A 21,925-nucleotide genomic window follows, 5' to 3' on the forward strand; every position below is an offset into this window, starting at 1 on the left:
TGGGGTGTTCTAACTTTGCTTTTCCGGCTCGTTGTAGGCCTTGGCCTTGCGCGCGTCGATGAAGATGAATACGGATACGATGATGCCGCCGAGCACCATCATCGCGATGATTGCCCCGCTGGATGCGTCCTGGTCCGCACCCCACGGCCACAAAGCGCGCAGGGAGCCGAACATGAAGCCGGCCATGGCTGCCAGGGTCAGCGAGCGGTGATTATCCAATAGGTAGTTGAGCAGCTTTACAAACGCTGCGAGGCCGCACAGGGCACCCAAGGCGAATACGGCAATGGTGCCCAGCTCGCGGTCGGAAACGGCGCCGATGACTGGCTGGTAAAGGCCCATCGTCAGCAGAATCAGCGAGCCCGAGACACCGGGGAGCACGAGCGCGCAGACCGCTACCATGGCGGCCAAGAAGACCACGATGAGTGAGGGATTGTCCACCGGCTCCGAGGTGAATCCCGTGACGAAGAAAATAAGTACGGACGCCACCACGAAGGTGACGATGGAGGAGACCTTGAAGCGCTCAGCCCGAGTCATCATGGAGATCGGCACGAAGATGGATACCGCCACCATTCCCAAAAAGAGGGCGCTTGATATCGATACTTGGCTCTCGACGAAGTTGTGCAACAGCGTCGACAGTCCAAATACGGCCGCGAACATGCCTACAGCGATGGAGGCGAGAAAGCCCCATTCCACCTTTTTGAACCGGGCAGAGATGAGAAAGTTTGCATTGTGCAGCGCGCGTTCGTAAATGCCCACGATAAGCGCGACAGTGCCACCGGAGATTCCGGGAACGAGCTCTGCCGAGCCTATGAGTGCGCCGCGAATGGCGTTGAGAATATATTGCATACTTTCGAAACTAACCTTGAATGATCGGGCTCTGGGGCGTGACGTGCCGCAACACGGCCGAGATTTTAAGCGGATCGGAGAAGTTGCCGCGCCGCCCGAGGAATAAACCTATCACAATAAATACCACTCGCGGTATATTATTCACTAGCTGTGTCACAATTCTGCGGCCCCGAACGTAAAAAACCCCTTGCCAGGCAAAGTTGCCAAGCGAGGGGATGAAGGTAGTGCCCCTGGTGAGACTCGAACTCACACTGAATGGGTTTTGAATCCATTGCCTCTGCCAATTGGGCTACAGGGGCGCGTCTTGTTGACTGGAAAGGAGTTTAGCGCAGCCGGGCGAGCAATTACTAATCAGGTGGGGGTAAAGGCTCTATGATGGGGCGAGTGACTTCTTCGACAACACACTATAAGACCACCAAACCGCGCCTTTTGCTTATCGACGGCCACTCCATGGCCTTCCGCGCTTTTTATGCGCTGCCGGCAGAAAACTTCGCCACCTCCGGCGGCCAGCACACGAATGCGGTGTATGGATTTTTGTCCATGCTCTCCAACATCATCGCCGAGGAGAAGCCGGAGTTCGTGGGCGTGGCTTTCGACGTCGGGCGCAAGACCTTCCGTACCGAGATGTTCCCGGAGTACAAGGCCCAGCGCGAGGCCGCGCCCGAGGAGTTCCGCGGCCAGGTAGAGCTCATCCGCGAGGTGCTCGGCACCCTGGGTATCACCACGCTATCCCGCGAGAACTTCGAGGCCGATGACATCGTGGCCACGCTGGCTACTCAGGCCGATAATTATGAAACCCTCATCGTTACCGGCGACCGCGACTACCTGCAGCTGGTCAACGAGGACACCACCGTGTTGTACCCCATGCGTGGTGTTTCCACCCTGCATCGCTTTACCCCGGCCGCGGTGGAGGAGAAGTACGGTCTGACTCCGCAGCAGTATCCGGATTTCGCGGCCCTGCGCGGCGATCCTTCCGATAACCTGCCGAGCGTTCCCAAGGTGGGCGAGAAGACGGCCACCAAATGGATCCTCCAATATGGCACCCTCGAGGGGCTTATCGAGCACGCCGCGGAAATCAAGGGCGTGGCCGGTCAGAACTTCCGCGATCGCATCGAGCAGGTGCGCATGAATCGCAAACTCACGCAGATGATCACGGACATGGATTTAGGGGTCGGCCCAGACGATCTGGCTTTCCAGGGTGCAACCGTTAGCGAGGTGGCCGAGAAGTTCGACGAGCTCGAGTTCGGCACCAATCTCCGCGAGCGCGTGCTGGAGGCTATCCCGAACGATGGCGGTGGGGCGCCAGCCGTGGAGGAGGCACCGACGCAGGAGATTAAGGTCGTCGACAAGCCTTTGGCCCAGTGGTTGGAGGGCAAAGAGCACGTCGCGGTCTTTGTCACTGGTGACTCCCGCCCCGGCCAGGGTGACGCGAGCGCACTCGCGCTTGTCGACGCCGACTTTGAAGGCATGCAGGTCGAACTTGGCGAATTGAGCGCGGAGGATGACGCCGCACTTGCCGCCTGGTTTGCTTCTTCTGCGCCGAAGTATTTTCACGAGGCCAAGGCCGCTTTCCATATGCTGGCAGGCCGCGGCATCGAGCTGCGTGGCATCGCGCACGATACCGCGATCGCTGCCTACTTGCTGCGCCCGGGCCAGCGCACCTATGACCTGCCGGATGTCTATCAACGTCACCTGAAGAAGACTCTCGCCCAGGCCAGCGACCAGCTCTCGCTGCTGGATGATTCTTCCCTAGTGGACCAGGCGGGTGCCATCATGGAGCTGGCTGTGGCGCTTAGCAAGCAGCTGCAAGAGATCGATTCCTTCGAGCTTTATACCGACTTGGAGCTGCCGCTCGTGGGCATTCTCGCGCGCATGGAGGCCACCGGTATCGCCGTGGACGTGGAGATTCTAGAAACCCAGCGCGATGCCTTCATCGAGCAGGTTGCCGAGCAGGAGCGCGCCGCCCGCGAGCTGGCTGGCGACGAGACGCTGAACTTGAACTCGCCAAAGCAGCTGCAGACCGTGCTCTTCGAGACCTTCGAGATGCCGAAGACGAAGAAGACCAAGACGGGCTATTCCACCGCGGCCAAGGAGATTGAGCAGCTGGCGGTCAACCACCCGCACCCGTTCCTCGATCACCTGCTTGCTCACCGCGAGTATCAGAAGATGAAGACCACCCTGGAAGGCCTCATCAAGACCGTGCAGCCGGACGGTCGCATCCACACCACCTTCAACCAGACGGTGGCTTCCACGGGCCGACTTTCCTCCACCGAGCCGAACCTGCAGAACATCCCAGTGCGCACGGAGGCAGGGCGCCAGATTCGCTCTGCGTTCATCGTGGGCACGGAGTTCGAGACCTTGATGACGGCCGATTATTCCCAGATTGAGATGCGCGTGATGGCTCACCTGTCCGAGGATCCGGGGCTTATCGAGGCCTATCGCGAGGGTGAGGATCTGCACAACTACGTCGGCTCGAAGGTCTTCGACGTGCCGGTCGATGAGGTGACCTCGGAGCTACGCCGCCGTGTCAAGGCGATGTCTTATGGTCTAGTCTATGGCCTTTCCGCGTTCGGCTTGTCCCAGCAGCTGGGCATCCCGGCCCGCGAGGCCAAGGAGATCATGGAAAGCTATTTCGAGCGTTTCGGTGGCGTGAAACGCTACCTCGACAACGTCGTTGAGCAAGCCCGCAAGGATGGCTACACCGCGACCGTCTTCGGGCGCCGTCGCTACCTGCCGGAGCTGAACTCTGATAATCGCCTCGCGCGTGAGAACGCCGAACGTGCAGCGCTGAACGCTCCGATTCAGGGCACGGCTGCGGACATCATCAAGGTCGCCATGATTCGCGTGGATAGGGCGCTTGAGGGAATGCGCTCCCGTGTGCTGCTGCAGGTCCACGACGAACTTGTGGTGGAAGTCGCCCCAGGCGAGGCCGACAAGGTCCGCGAGATTCTAGAACGCGAGATGGATTCGGCCATCGAGCTCAACGTCCCGCTCGAGGTCTCCGCCGGTGCCGGTAAGGATTGGGATGCCGCAGCGCACTAAAGCTGGCGCACGCCTGGCAGCCCAGGGCATCGAGGACCACGGTATCCCGGCCTACGCGAAGGCGAAGCTAGAAAGGCAGTGGGCGGCGCTCGACTAGGCAATTAGCCAGCATGTCGAAAGGCGTTTGGCCCGCTGCCAAAACCGATATTCCCAACACGCCGAGAACTACTGCCTCCACGTGTGGCACGCCGGTCAAAGAGATGAGCGTGAGAAGAATCCAGCTATTGCGCAGCGCGGCCGACCACCAGCCGGGCTTGTCAGTGATGACGTGCAACTGCAGCGACCATTTGCCCAGCGAGGTGCGCTTGCGTGCCTCACAGATAACGCGGTAGAGGTAGAACACTCCGGCAAGGGCCGCGATGTCGTAGATGGCGGCGGCGTGGCCGGTGATGGGGGCGTCGAAAAGCGTGTTGATGGTCCACCGCACCACCATGATGATGGCGGCGGCGAGGAAGGCATCAATCCACCACGCCACGACGCGGCGGAGGGTGATGCCTAGGTGCTCTTTAGCCAAAAAATCCATGCGCTATAGATTACTCATAGTCGATTGCTACTAAACGGCGGTGCAGATAAAAATAATGCTGCCGGGGAAGATTTCGCCGCGCTCGCGCGACCACTGGCCCCAGGTGATGTCGAGGTCTTGTGGCCACTCCGGCTCGAGGACGTCCTCGATGAGAAAACCGCCGCGGGTTTGTAGCGCGCGCACCCAGTCGCCCAGTGTGCGGTGGAACTCCGCGTAGCTTAAGTTGCCATCAGCGTCGTGCTCTAAGTAGGCACGGTCGAAGTAGGAGAGCTCAGCGGTGAGGTTTAACGGGTCATCGGGGAAAATCCAGCGCATCGGGTGAGTAGCGGAGATGACCAAGCGCCCGCCCGGGCGCAACACGCGGCGGACCTCCGCGAGCGCCGCGGCTAAGTCAGCAATAAAAGGGAAAGCGCCGAAAGCGGAAAAGGCGATGTCGAAGGACTCGTCGGCATAAGGCAGCACCAGGGCATCTGCCTGTACTAGCGGCAGGCCGCTCGGCGCGTGGGAGAGCATGCCGCGTGAGATATCGAAGCCGGTGGCAAAGCCCGCCTTATCCTGCAACCACGCGGTACAAGGCGCTGAACCACAGCCAATCTCGAGCACGCGCGCGGCGGCGAGGAAGGCGGCGTCGCCAAGCAGGTGTGCGTCAGCCTCGTGCAGCATCTCCGGGCACCAATAAAAGGAGGAAAGATATCTCGGATGCGCGGCATGATAGGCCGCGGCATCGTTGTCCCAAAAGGATTGGTTCGCGCGGGAGGGAGTCTGCATGGATGAAGTCCTTTTGAAAAATTGAAGTATTTGCCGTTTTAGCTGCGCGGATGTAGTATTGCACGGGCGTGTCTATGCCGTGGGTTGACTAAGGCTTCCGTAGGAGGGCTTTATACATCGTCACGTCGGGATCGGAATCCATCCTAAACTATCGCTATTTTGCCTGTTTAGAGACGCTTTTCGAGAGACGCGTAACTGTCCATTTACGATCTCCTACATCAATTCGGAGCATTTCTACATATGCCAACTTCTAACACCCCTCAGGTTGCGATCAACGACATCGGAACCGCTGAGGACTTCCTCGCTGCCGTTGACGCCACCATCAAGTACTTCAACGATGGTGACATCGTCGAGGGTACCGTGGTCAAGGTTGACCACGACGAGGTCCTGCTCGACATCGGATACAAGACCGAAGGCGTCATCCCATCCCGCGAGCTGTCCATCAAGCACGACGTCGACCCAGATGAGGTCGTCGAGGTCGGCGATCAGATCGACGCACTCGTTCTCACCAAGGAGGACAAGGAAGGCCGTCTGATCCTGTCCAAGAAGCGCGCACAGTACGAGCGTGCTTGGGGTGCAGTCGAGGAGCTGCACGCCAAGGAAGAGCCAGTTACCGGTACCGTTATCGAGGTTGTCAAGGGTGGCCTCATCCTGGACATCGGTCTGCGTGGCTTCCTGCCTGCTTCCCTCGTCGAGATGCGTCGCGTCCGCGACCTGGAGCCGTACATCGGTCAGGAGCTGGAAGCAAAGATCATCGAGCTGGACAAGCAGCGTAACAACGTCGTCCTGTCCCGCCGTGCATTCCTCGAGCAGACCCAGTCTGAGGTTCGCTCCGAGTTCCTGCACCAGCTGCAGAAGGGCCAGGTCCGCAAGGGCGTTGTTTCCTCCATCGTCAACTTCGGCGCATTCGTCGATCTCGGCGGTGTCGACGGCCTGGTTCACGTTTCCGAGCTGTCCTGGAAGCACATCGATCACCCATCTGAGGTTGTCACCGTCGGTGACGAGGTCACCGTTGAGGTTCTCGACGTTGATCTCGACCGCGAGCGCGTCTCCCTGTCCCTGAAGGCTACCCAGGAAGATCCGTGGCGCGTATTCGCCCGCACCCACGCTGTGGGCCAAATCGTCCCGGGCAAGGTCACCAAGCTCGTTCCGTTCGGCGCATTCGTTCGCGTCGAAGAGGGCATCGAGGGCCTGGTTCACATCTCCGAGCTGGCTCAGCGCCACGTCGAGGTTCCGGACCAGGTTGTCACCGTTGGCCAGGAAGTTATGGTCAAGGTCATCGACATCGATCTCGAGCGTCGTCGTATCTCCCTGTCCGTTAAGCAGGCAGACGAGGACTACACCGAAGAGTTCGATCCGTCCAAGTACGGCATGGCTGACTCCTACGACGAGCAGGGCAACTACGTCTTCCCAGAGGGCTTCGACCCAGAGACCAACGAGTGGCTCGAGGGCTACGACGAGCAGCGTCAGGCTTGGGAGGCACGCTACGCAGAGTCCGAGCGTCGCTTCAACCTGCACACCGCTCAGATCGAGCGCAACCGTGCCGCAGCCGCTGAGGCTGCAGAGGCTAACGAGTCCTCCAACTACTCCTCCGAGTCCAACGATGCAGCTCCGGCATCCGAGGCTTCGGCTGAGGTTGGCGGCTCCCTGGCTTCCGACGAGCAGCTTGCTGCTCTGCGCGACAAGCTCGCTGGCAACTAATCCCAGCTAGCTCATAAAGGCCGCATCCTCCGTTTGCTTCCAAGCGCGGGGTGCGGCCTTTTCGCGTACCCTGGCCAACTATGAAACTGATTGGTTTAACCGGTGGCATAGGAAGCGGCAAGTCCACCGTGGCCGAGCTTTTGGCAGAACGCGGCTGGAACGTGGTGGACGCAGATCAGATTGCGCGTGACATCGTCGAGCCGGGCCAGCCCGCCCTAGCGGAGCTGGCAGAATCTTTCGGTTCCGACATCCTCCAGGCGGATGGCAGCTTGAATCGAGGCTTGTTGGCTAAGCGCGCGTTTGGCGACGCCGCCTCTACCGCGCGCCTCAACGAAATCACCCACCCGCGCATTGCGGCTGAGACCGAATCCCGTTTCGCGCAGGCCCGCAAACGCGGTGAAGCTTTTACCGTCTATGACATGCCTTTGTTGGTGGATAAAGGCCTGCACCGCGACATGGACTATACGGTCGTGGTCGACGTCGCTGTTAAGGAGCGCGTGCGCCGCCTCGTCGAGTTCCGGGGCTTGGACGAGGATGACGCGCGGCGTCGGATAGCGGCACAGATCCCGGATGAGGAGCGCCTGGCCGCAGCGGATTTCGTCATCGACAACAACGGTGCGCGCGAGGATTTGGTGCCGCAAGTAGAGCGACTGGTGGCGGCCCTCGACGCGAAAATTTAAATTTTGTAGCGATGAATGTTAACGCTGCGCTTTAGCTACGTTCACTTTCCTTTCCTATTGTCCCAATCTATGGGAACGTGGGATGTAGGACCTTTCGATAATCACGCGGCGTGCGACCTGCTCGCCGCCATTCGTGATGGCTCCTTCGATTTCGAACGTTTCAAGCGCATGTGCGCCGCCCCGCCGCTCGACGTCGACGAGGCCGAGGTGGTCATTGCCCTTGGCATGTTGGCCAAGACTTCACCTGAACATTTGCCCCAGGGTATTAGCGCAGAAAGCATCAACGCGCTCTACAAGCCGCAGTCGCGGGCGTGGTTGCGCAAGCAGATTAACGCCACCCTCGACCCGGATACCTCTTCCGTGTACGCACTGTGGGAACCCACCGGCGAGCTAGAGACGTGGATTATGGCTGTGCGCGCTGCATTGCCCTAAAACGCTAGACTTGCGGGCATGGCATTTGCAGCGGAACATCCAATTTTGCCGGTCTCTGAGCATCGCCCAGTGAGCGAGGTGGAGCGTCGCTCCGCCGAATTCAAGGTGGAATCAGAGTTTGAACCCTCCGGAGACCAGCCCTCCGCTATCGCGGAGCTAGACGCGCGCCTGCGCCGTGGCGAAAGCGACGTCGTGCTCATGGGCGCTACCGGTACCGGTAAGTCGGCAACGGCGGCCTGGCTGATTGAGCAACAGCAGCGCCCCACGCTGGTAATGGCACCGAACAAGACCCTGGCGGCACAGCTTGCTAACGAGCTGCGCCAGCTCCTGCCGCATAACGCCGTGGAGTACTTCGTCTCTTACTATGACTACTACCAGCCCGAGGCCTATATCGCGCAGACCGATACCTACATCGAGAAGGATTCCTCCATCAACGAGGACGTCGAGCGCCTACGTCACTCTGCCACTTCGTCGCTGCTGTCCCGCCGCGACGTCGTCGTAGTTTCCTCCGTTTCGTGCATTTACGGCTTGGGTACCCCGCAGTCCTACCTGGACCGCTCGGTGGTCATTGAGGAAGGCGAGGAGATCGACCGCGACCGCTTCCTGCGCCTTTTGGTAGATATCCAATACGAGCGCAACGACGTCGGCTTTACCCGCGGTACCTTCCGTGTCAAAGGCGATACCGTGGATATTATTCCGGCATATGAGGAGCGTGCGGTGCGCATTGAGTTCTTCGGCGACGATGTCGATGAGCTTTACTACATCCACCCGCTGACCGGTGACGTCTTAGAACGCGTCGACGAGGTGCGCATCTTCCCGGCGACGCACTACGTGGCGGGTCCGGAGCGCATGGCCAAGGCTGTGGAAGACATCAAGGCGGAGCTGGCTGAGCGCCTGGAGGATCTAGAAAATCGCGGCAAGCTGCTCGAAGCCCAGCGCCTGCGCATGCGCACCGAGTATGACCTCGAGATGATCGAGCAGGTGGGCTTTTGCTCAGGCATCGAGAACTACTCCCGCCATATCGACGGCCGCCCGGCAGGTTCTGCGCCGGCCACGCTGCTGGATTACTTCCCGCAGGACTTCCTGACCATCATCGACGAGTCCCACGTGACGGTTCCGCAGATCGGCGGCATGTTTGAAGGCGATATGTCGCGCAAGCGCAACCTCGTGGAGTTTGGCTTCCGCCTTCCTTCGGCCACGGATAACCGCCCGCTGACCTTTGACGAGTTCGAAGAGCGTGTGGGCCAGACCGTCTATATGTCTGCTACTCCGGGCAACTACGAGCTGACTGCCTCCCAGGGCGAGTATGTCGAGCAGGTCATTCGCCCAACCGGCCTGATCGACCCAAAGGTGACGGTCAAGCCCACCAAGGGGCAGATCGACGATCTCATCGACGAGATCCGCACCCGGACCGCAAAGCAGGAACGCGTGCTCGTTACCACCCTGACCAAGCGCATGGCCGAGGACCTCACCGACTATCTCTTGGAACACGGCGTCAAGGTCCGTTACTTACATTCGGACATCGACACCCTACAGCGCGTGGAGCTGCTGCGTCAGTTGCGCCTTGGTGAATACGACGTCCTCGTGGGCATCAACCTCCTGCGCGAGGGCCTTGACCTTCCGGAGGTCTCTCTGGTGGCCATCCTGGATGCGGACAAGGAGGGCTTCCTGCGCTCGACCACCTCGCTCATCCAGACTATCGGCCGTGCGGCTCGAAATGTCTCGGGCGAGGTCATCATGTACGCGGACAAAATCACCGAGTCCATGCAAGAGGCCATTGATGAGACCGAGCGCCGCCGTGAAAAGCAGATTGCCTATAACAAGGAACACGGCATCGACCCGCAGCCGCTGCGCAAGAAGATTGCGGACATCTTGGACCAGGTCTACGAATCCGATGGGGAAGAGCAGGACTCCGCCGACCCAGCGGCGATGGTGGACAAACCCGACGTTTCGAGCATGGCTGCCGACGAAGTGCAAAAGCTTATCGACGACCTCACCGCCCAAATGGGGGCTGCGGCCCGCGAGTTGAAGTTCGAATTGGCGGGTCGTTTGCGTGACGAAATTGCCGATTTGAAGAAGGAAATGCGTGGCCTGAAAGAGGCGGGAATCTAGCGTGCTGCGGTGACGACAAACGGCGCCAAAAGTGAGAAAAACAGCACTTTCCATTCGGGGTATAAAATGCCACGTTGCGCAACGGACAGGTCACAAAGTTGTTAAACTTACGTTTGCGCCTTTATAAGGATTAGCAATTTGCACATTCTGCATCATCATTTGGGGTATAAGGCCCCTGAAGAAAGGTCATCATGAGCGATTACAAGAAGATCGTGGTCGGCACTGACGGTTCCAAGTCCTCCCTCCTGGCAGTGGAGCGCGCCGCTAAGATCGCCGCCGCATTCGATGCAACTCTTATCATCGGTTGCGCTTATTACGAGAACCAGGAGCAGGCTTCCAAGACCCTGCGCCAAGATTCCGTGACCATTCTGGGTGACCAGAAGGCAGAGGCTAACCTCACCACCGGCAAGGAGCACGCTGAGAAGTTCGGTGCCACCAAGGTAGAGACCGCCGTCCGCCCGGGCACCCCGGTCCAGGCTCTGATGTCCATCGTTAATGACAATCAGGCTGAGCTGCTCGTCGTTGGTAACCGCGGCATCAACTCCCTGACCGGCCGCCTGCTGGGGTCCGTACCGGCTGACGTCGCTCGCCAGTCTGACTGCGACGTCATGATTGTTCACACCGTGAGCTAATTTCTCGCTTTAAGAAAGCCCAGTCAGATTCCCTCGCGGGGAATCTGACTGGGCTTTTCGCTTGTGCTACTCGACGTCGTCGGTCTCCGGTGCGTCCTTTGCAAACGCCTCAGCCTCAAGCTCCGCCGAAATCTTGTGCATCTGTGCGGCGAGCTCCGACCCATCCCCGCCCTGGATGAGGGGGATGCTAAACGAGCCTTCCTCGTTGGCGTCGGCAAGCGGGCCCAGTGAACCGTGGGAGAGCAACTGCTCCTGCGGCGAAAGGTTGCGGATGGCCACCGCGGCCACGCGGTCTGGGTGCTCGTTCGCGGCATCACCGTAGGTGAGCGAATCGTGCTGGCCATCGTCACCGATGAGCAGCCACTTCATCCATGGGAAAGCGATAAAGAGGTTACGCAGCTGCACGCGCTTGTGCTCCTGGCCGTTTCGGAAAAGCCCGGTGGGGGTAGGGCCCCAGTCAGTCAGCAGGAGTGGACCACGCGGGAAGCCGTTGTGCTCCATGAAGCTGACCAAGGTGTCGTAGGTATTCCACGCGCCGGTGGACAGATAAATGAAAGGCATCTCCGGGTGCTGTTCCTGCAACTGCTGATAGAAGCGCGCCATGCCTTCAACCGGCTGGCGGGTGTTGGTGCGCTTGACCCAAGAGTTCCAGGCCGCAGTCATCGCACGCGGCAACCACGTCACCATGACGGTGTCATCGATATCGCTGACGACGCCCAGCGGAGAGTCCTCAGAAACGATGAGCACCTCGGAGGTAATGGGCTCGGCGCCGTCTGCCTCGATGACGACCTCGTGCCAGCCGGCACCTAGGCCATGCTCGTGGACCAAGATATCGATATAGCCGTTGTAATTGGTCCGGCCGTGGACGGTCTTGCCATTGACCGTGACACGGACGTCGAGGTTGTTTACCTGAATCGTGAAAAACTGACGGTAACCGCGCTGCGCCCACGTCTCCGTGGCCTCGGCCGCTGGATCATGCATGAGCACGCGGCCCAAGACGTGGACGAATTCCGTGTTGCCGTATCCGGCATAACCCGTAAGTTCCGGCGTCCAGCCTTTGCGGGTGGTGCGCTCTAGCGCCGCCTTATTTGTGGCGCGTTCAATTTTGCGTGCGATGTCAGATAAAGCCATGCCCACCAGACTAGTGGAAAGTCTCTTGGAAGCGGCCGGCCAAGGTCAGCGTCTGTGTCGCACGCGTGAGCGCAACGTAGAGATTTTGCAGGCCCTGTGGCGAGGCGGCCACGATGGCATCAGGGTCAACGACCACCACGTGGTCGAACTCGAGCCCCTTGATCTCCTCGACGTTCTCGCGCGTGATGACGGCGTTCAATCGCCCGTCGGCATCGGTGAAAGTCCCCGGTGCGTGCGTTGCTGGCTGCGCGGTGAAGACGACTTCCGCGCCGTCGCGGACCGCCACGGCGGGAGCTGCCTCGGGGTTAATGAGCTCGAGGAGGGAATTGGCCAGCTCGGTAATCGGCTGCGGCGTGCGGTAGTTCACGGTCAGCTTGTGGTGGCGGAAGCGCTGGGCCACGAAGGGCTCAAGCGCTTCGGCCCAATCGTCTACGCCAGCGGGCGCTCCGGTTTGCGCGGTATCGCCCACGAGCGTCATCCAGCGCGAAGGGCTGCGGCGAAAGAGCATGCGCCATTCCATCGGACTTAATTCCTGGGCCTCGTCGACGATGATGTGGCCGTAGGCCCACGTGTAGTCTTCCTGGGCACGTTGCGCGGTGGTGCGGTTATCGCGCACCTCCTGGCGGCGGGCAAGGGTCTCAGCGTCGATGACGTCGTGTGCAGACAGGATCTCGGCGTCGAACATGTCATCGTCGTTGTCTGTGGAATCGGAGGAGGACAAGATGTCGAGCGCGTCTTCGGCGTCGGCAACTTGCTCGCGCCAGGCCTGATCCGCGGCAGCCTTTTCCTCCTCTGGATTCGGCATGCCGATGAGTACCGCGAGCTCGTCGAGGAGCGCGGCGTCGGAAGGCGCCCACGCGTCGCCCTGCACGCGGTACAGGCCGTCGCGGGTCTCGGTGTCGTAGTCCGGTGCCGCGGCGTCGATAAGCGCACGCGAAGATAGCAAATCCGCCAGTACTGCGCGCGGGTCCAGGGTAGGCCAGAACTCGTCGATGAGCTCGCGCACTTGTGGTTCCTCCGCCAGGTCATCGTGGAGCTGGTCGATGTCCGCGCGCGAGAGCAGGTTCTTGCCACCTAGCGGGTCGGCACCAATCTTTTCAGCCATCTGCTGGGCGAGTGACTCCGTGAGATGTTCGGCGAAGGCCGCCTGCGCGTCATTGTGCGGCTTGCGCGAACGACGCGCGCGGGTGCGGGCCGCCTTAATCATCGCGGGGTCGACGGTCAGCTCCAAGTGCTCCGCGCGAATGCGGCGCGGGCCTTCGGGAAGCGTCTGGTTGTTCTTCACCGCGGCTGCGAGAATTTCCACCATCGCCTCCGAGCCTTTGATTTCGCGCGCGGCCAAAGACTCTTGGTGGGTGGGGCGAACGCCGGGGAAGAGCTCACCGATGGTGGAAAGAACCACGCCGGTTTCACCCAGTTCTGGAAGGACGCGCGAGATGTAGTCAAGGAAGGTGGAATTAGGCCCGACGATGAGCACGCCCGTGGCCGCCAGCTGCTCGCGATGGGTGTAGAGGAGATAGGCCACGCGGTGCAAAGCGACTGCGGTCTTGCCCGTCCCGGGACCACCTTCGACCACGAGTACGCCGCGGGTGCTATCGCGGATAATCTCGTCTTGCTCGCGCTGAATGGTCTCCACGATGGATTCCATGTGGCCGGTGCGAGCACGCTGCAACGCGTGATAGAGCGCGGACTCACTGGCGACGCCCGCGGTTTCTTCCGCCGCGCCAGCACCGGAGAGAACTTCATCGTTGATATCAGTTACGGTTCGGCCTTTGGTACGGATGTGGCGGCGGACCGTAACGCCCTCTGGCTGCGCAGTGGTGGCCAGGTAGAAAGGACGTGCCATCGGCGCGCGCCAGTCCAGCAGGAGAGTGCGGTAATCCTCTTCGCGGGCATCTAAGCCCATCCTGCCGATGTAGCGGCGGTCTAGGCCTTCTGCGGTGGGATTATCGCCTGGGGCATCGATATCGATGCGGCCGAAGACGAGGCCTAGCTGCGCGAGATTTAGACGGTCCAGCTTGGCTTGCAGGCCGTGGTACTCCGTTTCACGGCGGACTAGGGCATCCGCATCAGGCGTGTGCGGGTCCACTGCGGCCTGCACCTCGTTGAGGCGTTCGTTGGCTTGGGCGACCTCGTGGTCCAGCCTTGAAAAGAGGCTGTCAACGTAGGCCTGCTCAGCGGCAATCTCCTGTGCTACCTGCTCGTTCTGCGGGTGATTTGGGCTATGTTCTGGGGAGGCCACGACGGTTAATACACCTCAATACGCGAAGAGATTGATAAAAACGACAACGGCCCAGCATACCTTGCTGGGCCGTTGGAGGTTAAAGGCTTAGTTCAGGCGGTCACCGAACTTGTTGATTGCCTTGTCGAGCTTCTTGGAAGCTTCCTTCTGCAGCTTCTCAGCGCGCTTGGAGGCCTTCTTGGCAGCACGCTTGTTGGCCTTGGTATCAACCTGTGCGCGAGCGAAGTCAGCGCGCTCCTGAGCCTTGGAAGCTGCCTTCACAGCTTTTTTGCGAGCCAGCTCAGCGTTTTCCTGGGCGGTGGACAGCCAGTCATCCTTGTTGTCATCGATGAAGCTCTTTGCCTGCTCGGCGCTGTCCTCGATGAAGGAGCGAGCGGAATCTACCAGGTCCTTGCCGGTTGCCTGCCAGTCATCCTTGTTGTCATCGACGTATTCCTTAGCGCCCTCGAACCAATCGCTGGCCTTGGTGGAGAACTCATCGGCGCGGTCGGAGAGGTTATCAGCGAACTTCTGCTGCTCGGACTTGGTCGGCAGAGCCTTCTGGATCTTCTTGTTGGTGCGCTCTGCGGACTTGGATGCGCGCCATGCCAGGGAAGGCTTACCCTCGGTGTCCTGGGTAGCGATGAACAGTGCACCAAGCAGAGCGGTGTTGGTAATGAAACCGTTGCGGCGATTGTTCTTCTCCTCAGAATCCTCTGCTTCCCAGAAGGCGTTGCGGCCGAGGAGATTAGGCAGGGTAGAAAGCGCCAACACTGCTGCGGAGGTGCGCGGTGCCTTGCCCAGCGCCAGGGTGGAGCCGGCGCCGACCTTCAGGCCGCCGACTGCGCGGGCAGCCAGCTCTGGGTCGTTCGGGATGTAACCGGCGTACTGTGCCGGGACGACCTTGCGCAGACGCTGCAGAACGGACTCGGTCTCGGCTACGTGGTCGGAGGCGTTACGCAGGGTATCGACGCCGTCCCAGACAAAAACAGAAGCCAGCATAGGGCGAGCAAACTTACGAATCACTTGTTACTCCATTCGTTGAGATTCATTGAGTAAAGTAATGAACTTCTCACCAGTGTACGGAAAACGCCGACCGCTGTGGGTGGAAACCGTGCTTATCCACCCACCACTTGGTGTACAAAGGTCGCATCTACCAGCGGCGCTGCCACCATTCAGCAAGTTTTGGACGCTCCTCACCCAAAGTGGTGGATTTGCCGTGGCCGGGTCGCACGATGGCGGAATCTGGGTAGACATCGAAGATGCGCTCGTTGACGTCTTTATAAAGGCGTACAAAGTCACCTTCCGAATCGGTGCGGCCCACACCGCCGGGGAAGAGGCTGTCGCCCACGAAGAGATTCGTGGTCCCATCGATATCGACGGCGATGGCGACGCCGCCTGGGGTATGGCCGCGCAAAATAATCGCCGGGAATTCGTGGCCTGCGAAAGTCAGTGTGTCTCCCTGCTTCAACTCGACGTCGACAGGCGCCGGCATCGCAGGGGAGTCGAGGAAGGAGGCGTAGTGGGTAGCGCCGGTAGCTTTGATTACTTCCTTAGTGGCGCGGACATGGTCCCAGTGGCGGTGGGTAGTAAGCACGGCGCTAATGCGGACGCCGTTTTCCTTGGCCAAGTTGAGGAGTGCGGGAGCGTCATCCGCGGCGTCGACAAGCAGTGCTTCTTCCCCGGCACAGATGAGGTAGCAGTTGTTGTCCATCTCGGACACGGAAATACTTTTGAGCTTTAGTGCGTTATTCATGTGTCCAACCCTACGGGTAGATTTCGAGATAGACATTTTTCACTGGTCTGGCTGCTTATCCCCAACAGAACCTAGGATGGGCGCGAAGCTAGGCTGACAAAGGAGGCAATAAGTGGCTGATCGTTTGGTCGTACGCGGTGCTCGCGAGCACAATCTCAAGGGCGTCGATATCGACCTGCCGCGCGACAAGATGGTGGTCTTTACCGGCCTTTCCGGTTCCGGTAAATCATCGTTGGCTTTTGATACTATCTTCGCGGAAGGCCAGCGGCGTTATGTTGAATCGCTGAGCTCCTACGCCCGCATGTTCCTAGGTCAGATGGACAAGCCTGACGTCGAATTCATTGATGGCCTTTCTCCCGCGGTCTCAATTGACCAGAAGTCCACCAACCACAACCCGCGTTCTACGGTGGGCACCATCACGGAGATCTACGACTATCTGCGCCTTTTATTCTCCCGCGCGGGCACGCCGCATTGCCCGAAGTGCGACGCCGTGATTGAGCGTCAGACCCCGCAGCAAATCGTGGACACAGTGCTTGAACTCGAGGAAAAGCTAAAGTTCCAGGTCCTGGCTCCCGTGGTGCGACACCGCAAGGGCGAGTTTGTGGATCTCTTTGCCGATCTTGCATCTCAGGGTTTCTCCCGCGTGCGGGTTGATGGCGAGGTTTATCAATTAACTGAGCCGCCGACGCTGAAGAAGCAGATCAAGCACGATATTGACGTGGTGGTGGACCGTTTGCAGGTCAAGGCCTCACAGAAGCAGCGTCTGACCGATTCTGTCGAAACTGCGCTCCGCCTGTCAGACGGTCTCGTTACCCTCGACTTCATCGATCGCCCCGAGCTCACTCATACCTACTCGGAGAAGGCCGCCTGCCCCAATGGTCACACCCTAACCATCGAGGAATACGAGCCGCGTGCGTTTTCCTTCAATGCGCCTTTCGGCTCCTGTCCAGAATGTGACGGTCTAGGTACCCGACTTGAGGTCGACGTAGATCTGCTGATTCCGGATCCTGACGCTCCAGCAGTCGACGCCATCCAGCCGTGGCATTCCAGCCCGAATTCGCGCTACTTCGTCAAACTCGTCGAGGGCCTTGGTAAGACGTTGGGCTTTGATCCGCAGACTCCGGTTTCACAGCTGACAAAGCAGCAGCGCGATGCGCTGATTTATGGCACCGACGTGGAAGTAAACGTGCGCTATAAGAACCGCTACGGCAGGCAGCGCAACTGGACCGCTCCCTTTGAGGGTGCGATCGGCTTCTTGGAGCGCAAGCTTGAGCAGGCCGATTCCGAGTCGCAGAAGGACCGCTTGCTGCAGTACACCCGCCGGGTGGCTTGCAATACCTGTAATGGCACGCGCCTGCGCCCGGAGATCTTGGCTGTGCGGCTTGCCTCCACCGCGCACGGCGAGAAGTCCATTGCGGGGCTGTCCGCGCTGTCTATCGAAGAGGCCGCGGAGTTCCTTGACTCGCTGGTACTGGGGCACCGCGAGGAAATTATCGCTGGCGCAGTATTGAAGGAGATTCAGGCCCGCCTGCGATTCCTGCTCGACGTGGGTCTGAATTACCTCACCTTGGATCGTGGAGCTTCCACGCTTTCTGGTGGGGAGGCGCAGCGCATCCGCCTGGCAACCCAGATTGGTTCGGGTCTGGCTGGCGTGCTGTATGTGCTGGATGAGCCCTCCATTGGTCTGCACCAGCGTGACAATCAGCGTCTCATCGCTACTTTGAAGCGCCTCCGTGACATCGGCAATACGTTGATTGTGGTTGAGCACGATGAAGACACCATCCGCGAGGCCGACTGGCTTGTTGATGTTGGCCCGCGCGCCGGCGAGTACGGCGGCGAGGTTGTCTATCAAGGTGAGCCCGCCGGCATCATGGATAAGGAAGAATCGCTTACGGGTCAGTATCTGTCTGGCAAGCGTGTGCTGGCGGTGCCGGATAAGCGTCGTGAGATTGACCCTGAACGCAAGCTCAAGGTAGTCGGCGCTCGGGAAAACAACTTGAAGGGCATCGACGTTGAGATTCCGCTCGGCGTGCTTTGCTGCATCACCGGTGTATCGGGTTCCGGCAAGTCCACGGTGGTCAACCAGATTCTGGCCAAGACTCTGTCCAACAAGCTCAACCGTGCGCGCCAGGTGCCAGGCCGCGCCAAGCGCGTCGAGGGCGTCGAGCACCTCGACAAGCTGGTGCAGGTGGACCAGAGCCCGATCGGCCGTACCCCGCGTTCCAACCCGGCTACCTATACCGGTGTATTCGACAAGATCCGCAACCTCTTTGCGGAGACCCAAGAGGCAAAGGTGCGCGGATACAAGCCAGGCCGTTTCTCCTTTAACGTCAAGGGTGGTCGCTGCGAGGCTTGCCAGGGTGACGGCACGTTGAAGATCGAGATGAACTTCCTGCCGGACGTTTATGTCCCGTGTGAGGTCTGTGAGGGTGCGCGCTATAACCGTGAAACCCTGGAGGTCCTCTACAAGGGCAAGAACATCGCTGAGGTTCTCAACATGCCTATCTCCGAGGCCGCCGAGTTCTTCGAGCCGATTACCTCGATTCACCGTTACCTCGCCACGCTTGTCGACGTCGGACTGGGTTATGTTCGCCTGGGGCAAGCGGCCACCACGCTGTCTGGCGGCGAGGCGCAGCGCGTAAAGCTTGCTGCTGAGCTGCAAAAACGCACCAAGGGGCGTACCGTCTACATTTTGGACGAGCCAACCACGGGCCTGCACTTCGAGGACATTCGCAAGCTCATGCTGGTTATCCAAGGGCTGGTGGACAAGGGCAACTCGGTTCTTATCATCGAGCACAACCTTGACGTGATTAAGGCCGCTGACTGGATCGTGGACATGGGTCCCGAAGGCGGAAATGGCGGCGGTCGCGTCGTAGCTGAGGGCACTCCAGAAGATGTCGCAAAGGTGGAAGGCTCCTATACAGGCCAGTTCCTGAAGGAGCTCCTGTAGTCGCCTCTGGCAGTGAGCGCGTAGTTAGTTGCGCGTGGCGATTTGGCTCTGCGGGAAGTGGGGGTTATACTAATCAGCACTACCGCCCGTAGGGCCTTCTCCAGGAGGTCACGGGTCACAAGCGGAGTTTCTCCCACCTGAAGCCGCGAACCTATTTGGTTCGAAGGATAAAGGTAAAAGGGTTGAGGTTAATACCTCGGCATTTTTGTGAGAACTCCCGGCTGCCTTATGGCAGACCGGGTTTTTCGTTTGTGGTCTCGGTAGGCACATCACTAACCCACCCCCTTAATCGAGGAGAACCACAATCAGCGCTGAAGCTCGCATCAATGAGCGCATCCGAGTACCCGAGGTCCGTCTAGTTGGCCCCGGTGGTGAACAGGTGGGCATCGTCCGTACTGATGATGCTCGCAAGCTTGCATATGAAGCAGACCTTGATCTTGTTGAGGTTGCGCCTAATGCAAAGCCGCCCGTAGCCAAGATCATGGACTACGGAAAGTTTAAGTACGAGCAGGCTCAGAAGGCTCGCGAAGCCCGCAAGAACCAACAGCAGACTGTGGTCAAGGAACAGAAGTTCCGTCCGAAGATCGATGATCACGATTATGAGACCAAGAAGGGCAACGTGGTGCGCTTCCTGGAGAAGGGTTCCAAGGTCAAGGTAACCATCATGTTCCGTGGCCGCGAGCAGTCGCGTCCGGAGCTTGGTTTCCGCCTGTTGGAGCGCCTCGCCGAGGATGTCGCTGAGTACGGCTCCGTCGAGTCCCGCCCCAAGCAGGATGGTCGCAACATGACCATGGTTCTGGGACCCGTCCGCAAGGGCAAGAAGTAGACCAAACTCCATTTAGGATCTAAGGACTTAATTCTCATGAAGCAGAAGACCCACAAGGGCACCGCCAAGCGCATCAAGGTGACCGGTTCCGGCAAGCTGCGCCGTGAGCAGGCTGGCCGCCGCCACCTGCTGGAGGGCAAGCCATCCAAGCAGACCCGTCGTCTCAAGGGCACCAAGGACGTTGCACCTTCCGACGTCAAGCGCGTAAAGCGCCTGCTCGGCCGCTCCTAATTAGCGCCGAATCAACCCACTTACTAGACCCACACAAGATAAGGAAGTAATACTGTGGCACGAGTAAAGCGCTCAGTTAACGCTAAGAAGAAGCGTCGCGCGATTCTGAAGTCCGCTAAGGGCTACCGCGGCCAGCGTTCCCGCCTGTACCGTAAGGCTAAGGAGCAGTGGCTGCACTCCATGACTTACGCTTACCGCGATCGTCGCGCCCGTAAGTCTGAGTTCCGTAAGTTGTGGATCCAGCGCATCAACGCCGCTGCCCGCATGAACGACATCACCTACAACCGCCTCATCCACGGCCTGCGCCTGGCTGAGATCGAGGTTGACCGCAAGATCCTCGCTGAGCTCGCAGTCAACGACTTCGAGGCATTCTCCGCACTGTGCGAGGCAGCCAAGGCTGCTCTGCCGGAGGACATCAACGCTCCGAAGGCTGCCTAGTTAAATAGGTATGCGCAAAGCGTATTACTTTTAAAGCTCCCGCTACTACTTTCCGTCAATTATGGTGTGAAAGGATAGGGGGAGCTTTTATGTATTTGGGGATTTTTCCCCAGTTATCTATACCCATCTAGGAAGTCGCAGTTAGCTCGTGCTAATTTGTCTGTGACACACGGCGCGGACTTTTCCGGCGTGTACTCCTTTTCTTTCATCTTTTGCCCATTTCTCAGGAGCCTTCTATGACCTATCCAAACAACGGAAACCCTCAAGGCTACGGCAACCAGCCGCAGAACCCGTTTGGACAGCAGCCGCAGCAGTTCAACAACAACGCCCCTGCGCCTGCTCCATACCAGGGCGGTCAGCCACAGTACGGCCAGGCCTACCCAGTTCAGCAGTACCCAGCAGGCGTCGAGCAGAAGTCCTGGGTTGCAGCAATGCTGCTGGCTTTCTTCTTCGGCTACTTGGGCGCGCACAACTTCTACTTGGGCAAGACCAACCGCGGTATCGCACAGCTGATTACCTTCGTGGTTTCCGCTGTGACCCTCATCGTGATCATCGGCTTTTTCATCGGTGGTGCCCTCGAGATCTGGGCATTCGTCGAGTTCATCATGATCATCGCTGGTGCCGGCGGCTACGACCGCGATGGCCGCGGTATTCCGCTGCGTCGCTAAGCGTTTGCTCACTTAAAGCCCGCGCTCTAATACTTGCCCACTACGGCTTTTGCTGTGGTGGGTTTGGTGGTTTTCTGGGGCTTTTGATGCTTTTTGGGTGTGGCTTAATCCTGTTGGTGTGTCGGCCGTATGCGCTGCTAGATTGGGGTCTATGGAATTGGACTTTGAATCTGCTTTTACTGAGAGAACCCCGCGCATCGTTAATGCGGTCAAGCTGCACCGCGCAGCCAATAGGCGCAAGGCCAAGCAGTTCATCATTGAGGGCGAAAATGCGGTGGACGCGGCGGTGTCCACCGGTGCCGCAACCGATGTCTTCGTCACCGAGAAAGCGGCTGAGCGTTTCGCAGACATCGTCACCGCTGCCGGCTACATGGATGTCTACGTCCATCCCATCACGGATAAAGCAGCGCGCCACATGTCCGATACCGCAACCACCACCGGGCTATTTGCCCTCTGCAAGCCGGTGCTGTGGTCAGTGGGCAAGATTCTCAACGCCAAACCACGTCTGGTCTCGGTTCCGGTCTTGACCTCGGAGCCAGGCAACGCGGGTACCTTGATCAGGACTTCTGACGCCATGGGCGCCGATGGCGTCATCTTCGCCGGCGAGACCGTCGATCCCCTGGGCTGCAAGGTGGCGCGTTCCTCAGCAGGTTCGCTCTTCCACGTTCCCGTTGCGCGCGACCCTAACATCAAGGACGTCCTGGGGCAGTTGCGCAAGTCCGGCATGCAGATTCTTGCTACGGCAGCCGACGGCGAGGTTGACCTTGCCGAGGCAGATCTCAGCCAGCCCACCGCGTGGCTATTTGGCAACGAGGCACACGGGCTAGGGGAGCTGCTCGACGAGGCAGACATGCGCGTGCGCATTCCTATTTTGGGCCGCGCAGAGTCGCTGAATCTCGCCACCGCCGCTTCTATCTGCCTTTACGAATCCGCGAAGTCTCATAGCCGCTAGCTGGTGCCCCTGCTGG

19 protein-coding genes and 1 tRNA gene are annotated in these 21,925 nt (G+C 59.5%); 12 read left to right on the plus strand and 8 right to left on the minus strand.

Annotation, left to right across the window (positions count from 1 at the left end; genetic code table 11):
* Positions 1-9: 9 nt before the first annotated feature.
* The gene (locus WM42_RS12670; protein ID WP_062038903.1) at positions 10-846 is read right to left on the minus strand and encodes a DUF368 domain-containing protein; all 837 of its coding nucleotides are present in this window, start codon (positions 844-846) and stop codon (positions 10-12) included.
* Positions 847-1,071: 225 nt separating this feature from the next.
* Positions 1,072-1,145, minus strand: a tRNA-Leu gene (locus WM42_RS12675).
* Between the two features lie 151 nt (positions 1,146-1,296).
* On the opposite strand from WM42_RS12675, the gene polA reads away from it, so the two are divergent.
* Entirely contained in the window at positions 1,297-3,888 is a 2,592-nt protein-coding gene (gene polA / locus WM42_RS12680; protein WP_235591358.1) for a DNA polymerase I, read from the plus strand.
* Positions 3,889-3,955: 67 nt separating this feature from the next.
* Here polA and WM42_RS12685 read toward each other — a convergent pair whose 3' ends face one another.
* Both WM42_RS12685 and WM42_RS12690 read right to left on the minus strand, forming a co-directional pair.
* Complete coding sequence (locus WM42_RS12685; RefSeq protein ID WP_062038908.1) at positions 3,956-4,411, minus strand: RDD family protein; 456 nt, start codon at positions 4,409-4,411, stop codon at positions 3,956-3,958.
* A 30-nt stretch (positions 4,412-4,441) separates the two neighbouring features.
* Positions 4,442-5,179 (minus strand): class I SAM-dependent methyltransferase, encoded by a 738-nt coding sequence (locus WM42_RS12690; protein ID WP_062038911.1) that lies wholly within the window; start codon positions 5,177-5,179, stop codon positions 4,442-4,444.
* 240 nt (positions 5,180-5,419) lie between these two features.
* Here WM42_RS12690 and rpsA point away from each other — a divergent pair, with 240 nt between their 5' ends.
* The 5 genes from rpsA to WM42_RS12715 all read left to right on the plus strand — a co-directional run bounded on the left by rpsA (position 5,420) and on the right by WM42_RS12715 (position 10,736).
* Entirely contained in the window at positions 5,420-6,880 is a 1,461-nt protein-coding gene (gene rpsA, locus WM42_RS12695; protein WP_062038914.1) for a 30S ribosomal protein S1, read from the plus strand.
* A gap of 80 nt (positions 6,881-6,960) precedes the next feature.
* Positions 6,961-7,560: a dephospho-CoA kinase gene (gene coaE / locus WM42_RS12700; RefSeq protein ID WP_062038917.1), complete on the plus strand. Its 600-nt coding sequence runs from the start codon at positions 6,961-6,963 to the stop codon at positions 7,558-7,560.
* Positions 7,561-7,629: 69 nt separating this feature from the next.
* Positions 7,630-7,992, plus strand: coding sequence for a DUF4259 domain-containing protein (locus WM42_RS12705; RefSeq protein WP_083306128.1), 363 nt, complete (start codon positions 7,630-7,632; stop codon positions 7,990-7,992).
* Between the two features lie 18 nt (positions 7,993-8,010).
* Entirely contained in the window at positions 8,011-10,104 is a 2,094-nt protein-coding gene (gene uvrB / locus WM42_RS12710; RefSeq protein WP_062038921.1) for an excinuclease ABC subunit UvrB, read from the plus strand.
* Positions 10,105-10,295: 191 nt separating this feature from the next.
* Positions 10,296-10,736, plus strand: a complete 441-nt coding sequence (locus WM42_RS12715) for a universal stress protein (protein WP_061922687.1) — start codon at positions 10,296-10,298, stop codon at positions 10,734-10,736.
* A 66-nt stretch (positions 10,737-10,802) separates the two neighbouring features.
* Here the strand turns inward: WM42_RS12715 and WM42_RS12720 are convergent, their stop codons facing one another.
* The 4 genes from WM42_RS12720 to WM42_RS12735 form a co-directional block, all read right to left on the minus strand.
* On the minus strand, positions 10,803-11,867 hold the full coding sequence (locus tag WM42_RS12720; RefSeq protein ID WP_082787732.1) for an App1 family protein phosphatidate phosphatase: 1,065 nt from the start codon (positions 11,865-11,867) through the stop codon (positions 10,803-10,805).
* Positions 11,868-11,877: 10 nt separating this feature from the next.
* On the minus strand, positions 11,878-14,109 hold the full coding sequence (locus WM42_RS12725) for a HelD family protein (protein ID WP_062038927.1): 2,232 nt from the start codon (positions 14,107-14,109) through the stop codon (positions 11,878-11,880).
* Between the two features lie 87 nt (positions 14,110-14,196).
* The gene (locus WM42_RS12730; RefSeq protein ID WP_062038930.1) at positions 14,197-15,114 is read right to left on the minus strand and encodes a DoxX family protein; all 918 of its coding nucleotides are present in this window, start codon (positions 15,112-15,114) and stop codon (positions 14,197-14,199) included.
* A 127-nt stretch (positions 15,115-15,241) separates the two neighbouring features.
* On the minus strand, positions 15,242-15,844 hold the full coding sequence (locus WM42_RS12735) for an MBL fold metallo-hydrolase (RefSeq protein ID WP_061922676.1): 603 nt from the start codon (positions 15,842-15,844) through the stop codon (positions 15,242-15,244).
* A 112-nt stretch (positions 15,845-15,956) separates the two neighbouring features.
* Between WM42_RS12735 and uvrA the strand changes: the two genes are divergently transcribed.
* The 6 genes from uvrA to WM42_RS12765 all read left to right on the plus strand — a co-directional run bounded on the left by uvrA (position 15,957) and on the right by WM42_RS12765 (position 21,909).
* Entirely contained in the window at positions 15,957-18,794 is a 2,838-nt protein-coding gene (gene uvrA, locus WM42_RS12740) for an excinuclease ABC subunit UvrA (RefSeq protein ID WP_062038933.1), read from the plus strand.
* A 304-nt stretch (positions 18,795-19,098) separates the two neighbouring features.
* A complete protein-coding gene (gene infC, locus WM42_RS12745; protein WP_082778602.1) occupies positions 19,099-19,620 on the plus strand; it encodes a translation initiation factor IF-3 in 522 nt (173 codons plus the stop codon).
* Positions 19,621-19,656: 36 nt separating this feature from the next.
* Entirely contained in the window at positions 19,657-19,851 is a 195-nt protein-coding gene (gene rpmI, locus WM42_RS12750; protein WP_046646844.1) for a 50S ribosomal protein L35, read from the plus strand.
* 54 nt (positions 19,852-19,905) lie between these two features.
* Entirely contained in the window at positions 19,906-20,289 is a 384-nt protein-coding gene (gene rplT / locus WM42_RS12755) for a 50S ribosomal protein L20 (protein ID WP_061922666.1), read from the plus strand.
* A 236-nt stretch (positions 20,290-20,525) separates the two neighbouring features.
* Entirely contained in the window at positions 20,526-20,957 is a 432-nt protein-coding gene (locus WM42_RS12760) for a TM2 domain-containing protein (protein WP_062038936.1), read from the plus strand.
* Between the two features lie 151 nt (positions 20,958-21,108).
* Positions 21,109-21,909 (plus strand): TrmH family RNA methyltransferase, encoded by an 801-nt coding sequence (locus WM42_RS12765; RefSeq protein ID WP_062038939.1) that lies wholly within the window; start codon positions 21,109-21,111, stop codon positions 21,907-21,909.
* Positions 21,910-21,925 lie beyond the last annotated feature (16 nt).

The organism is Corynebacterium simulans (assembly GCF_001586215.1).
GTDB lineage: Bacteria > Actinomycetota > Actinomycetes > Mycobacteriales > Mycobacteriaceae > Corynebacterium > Corynebacterium simulans.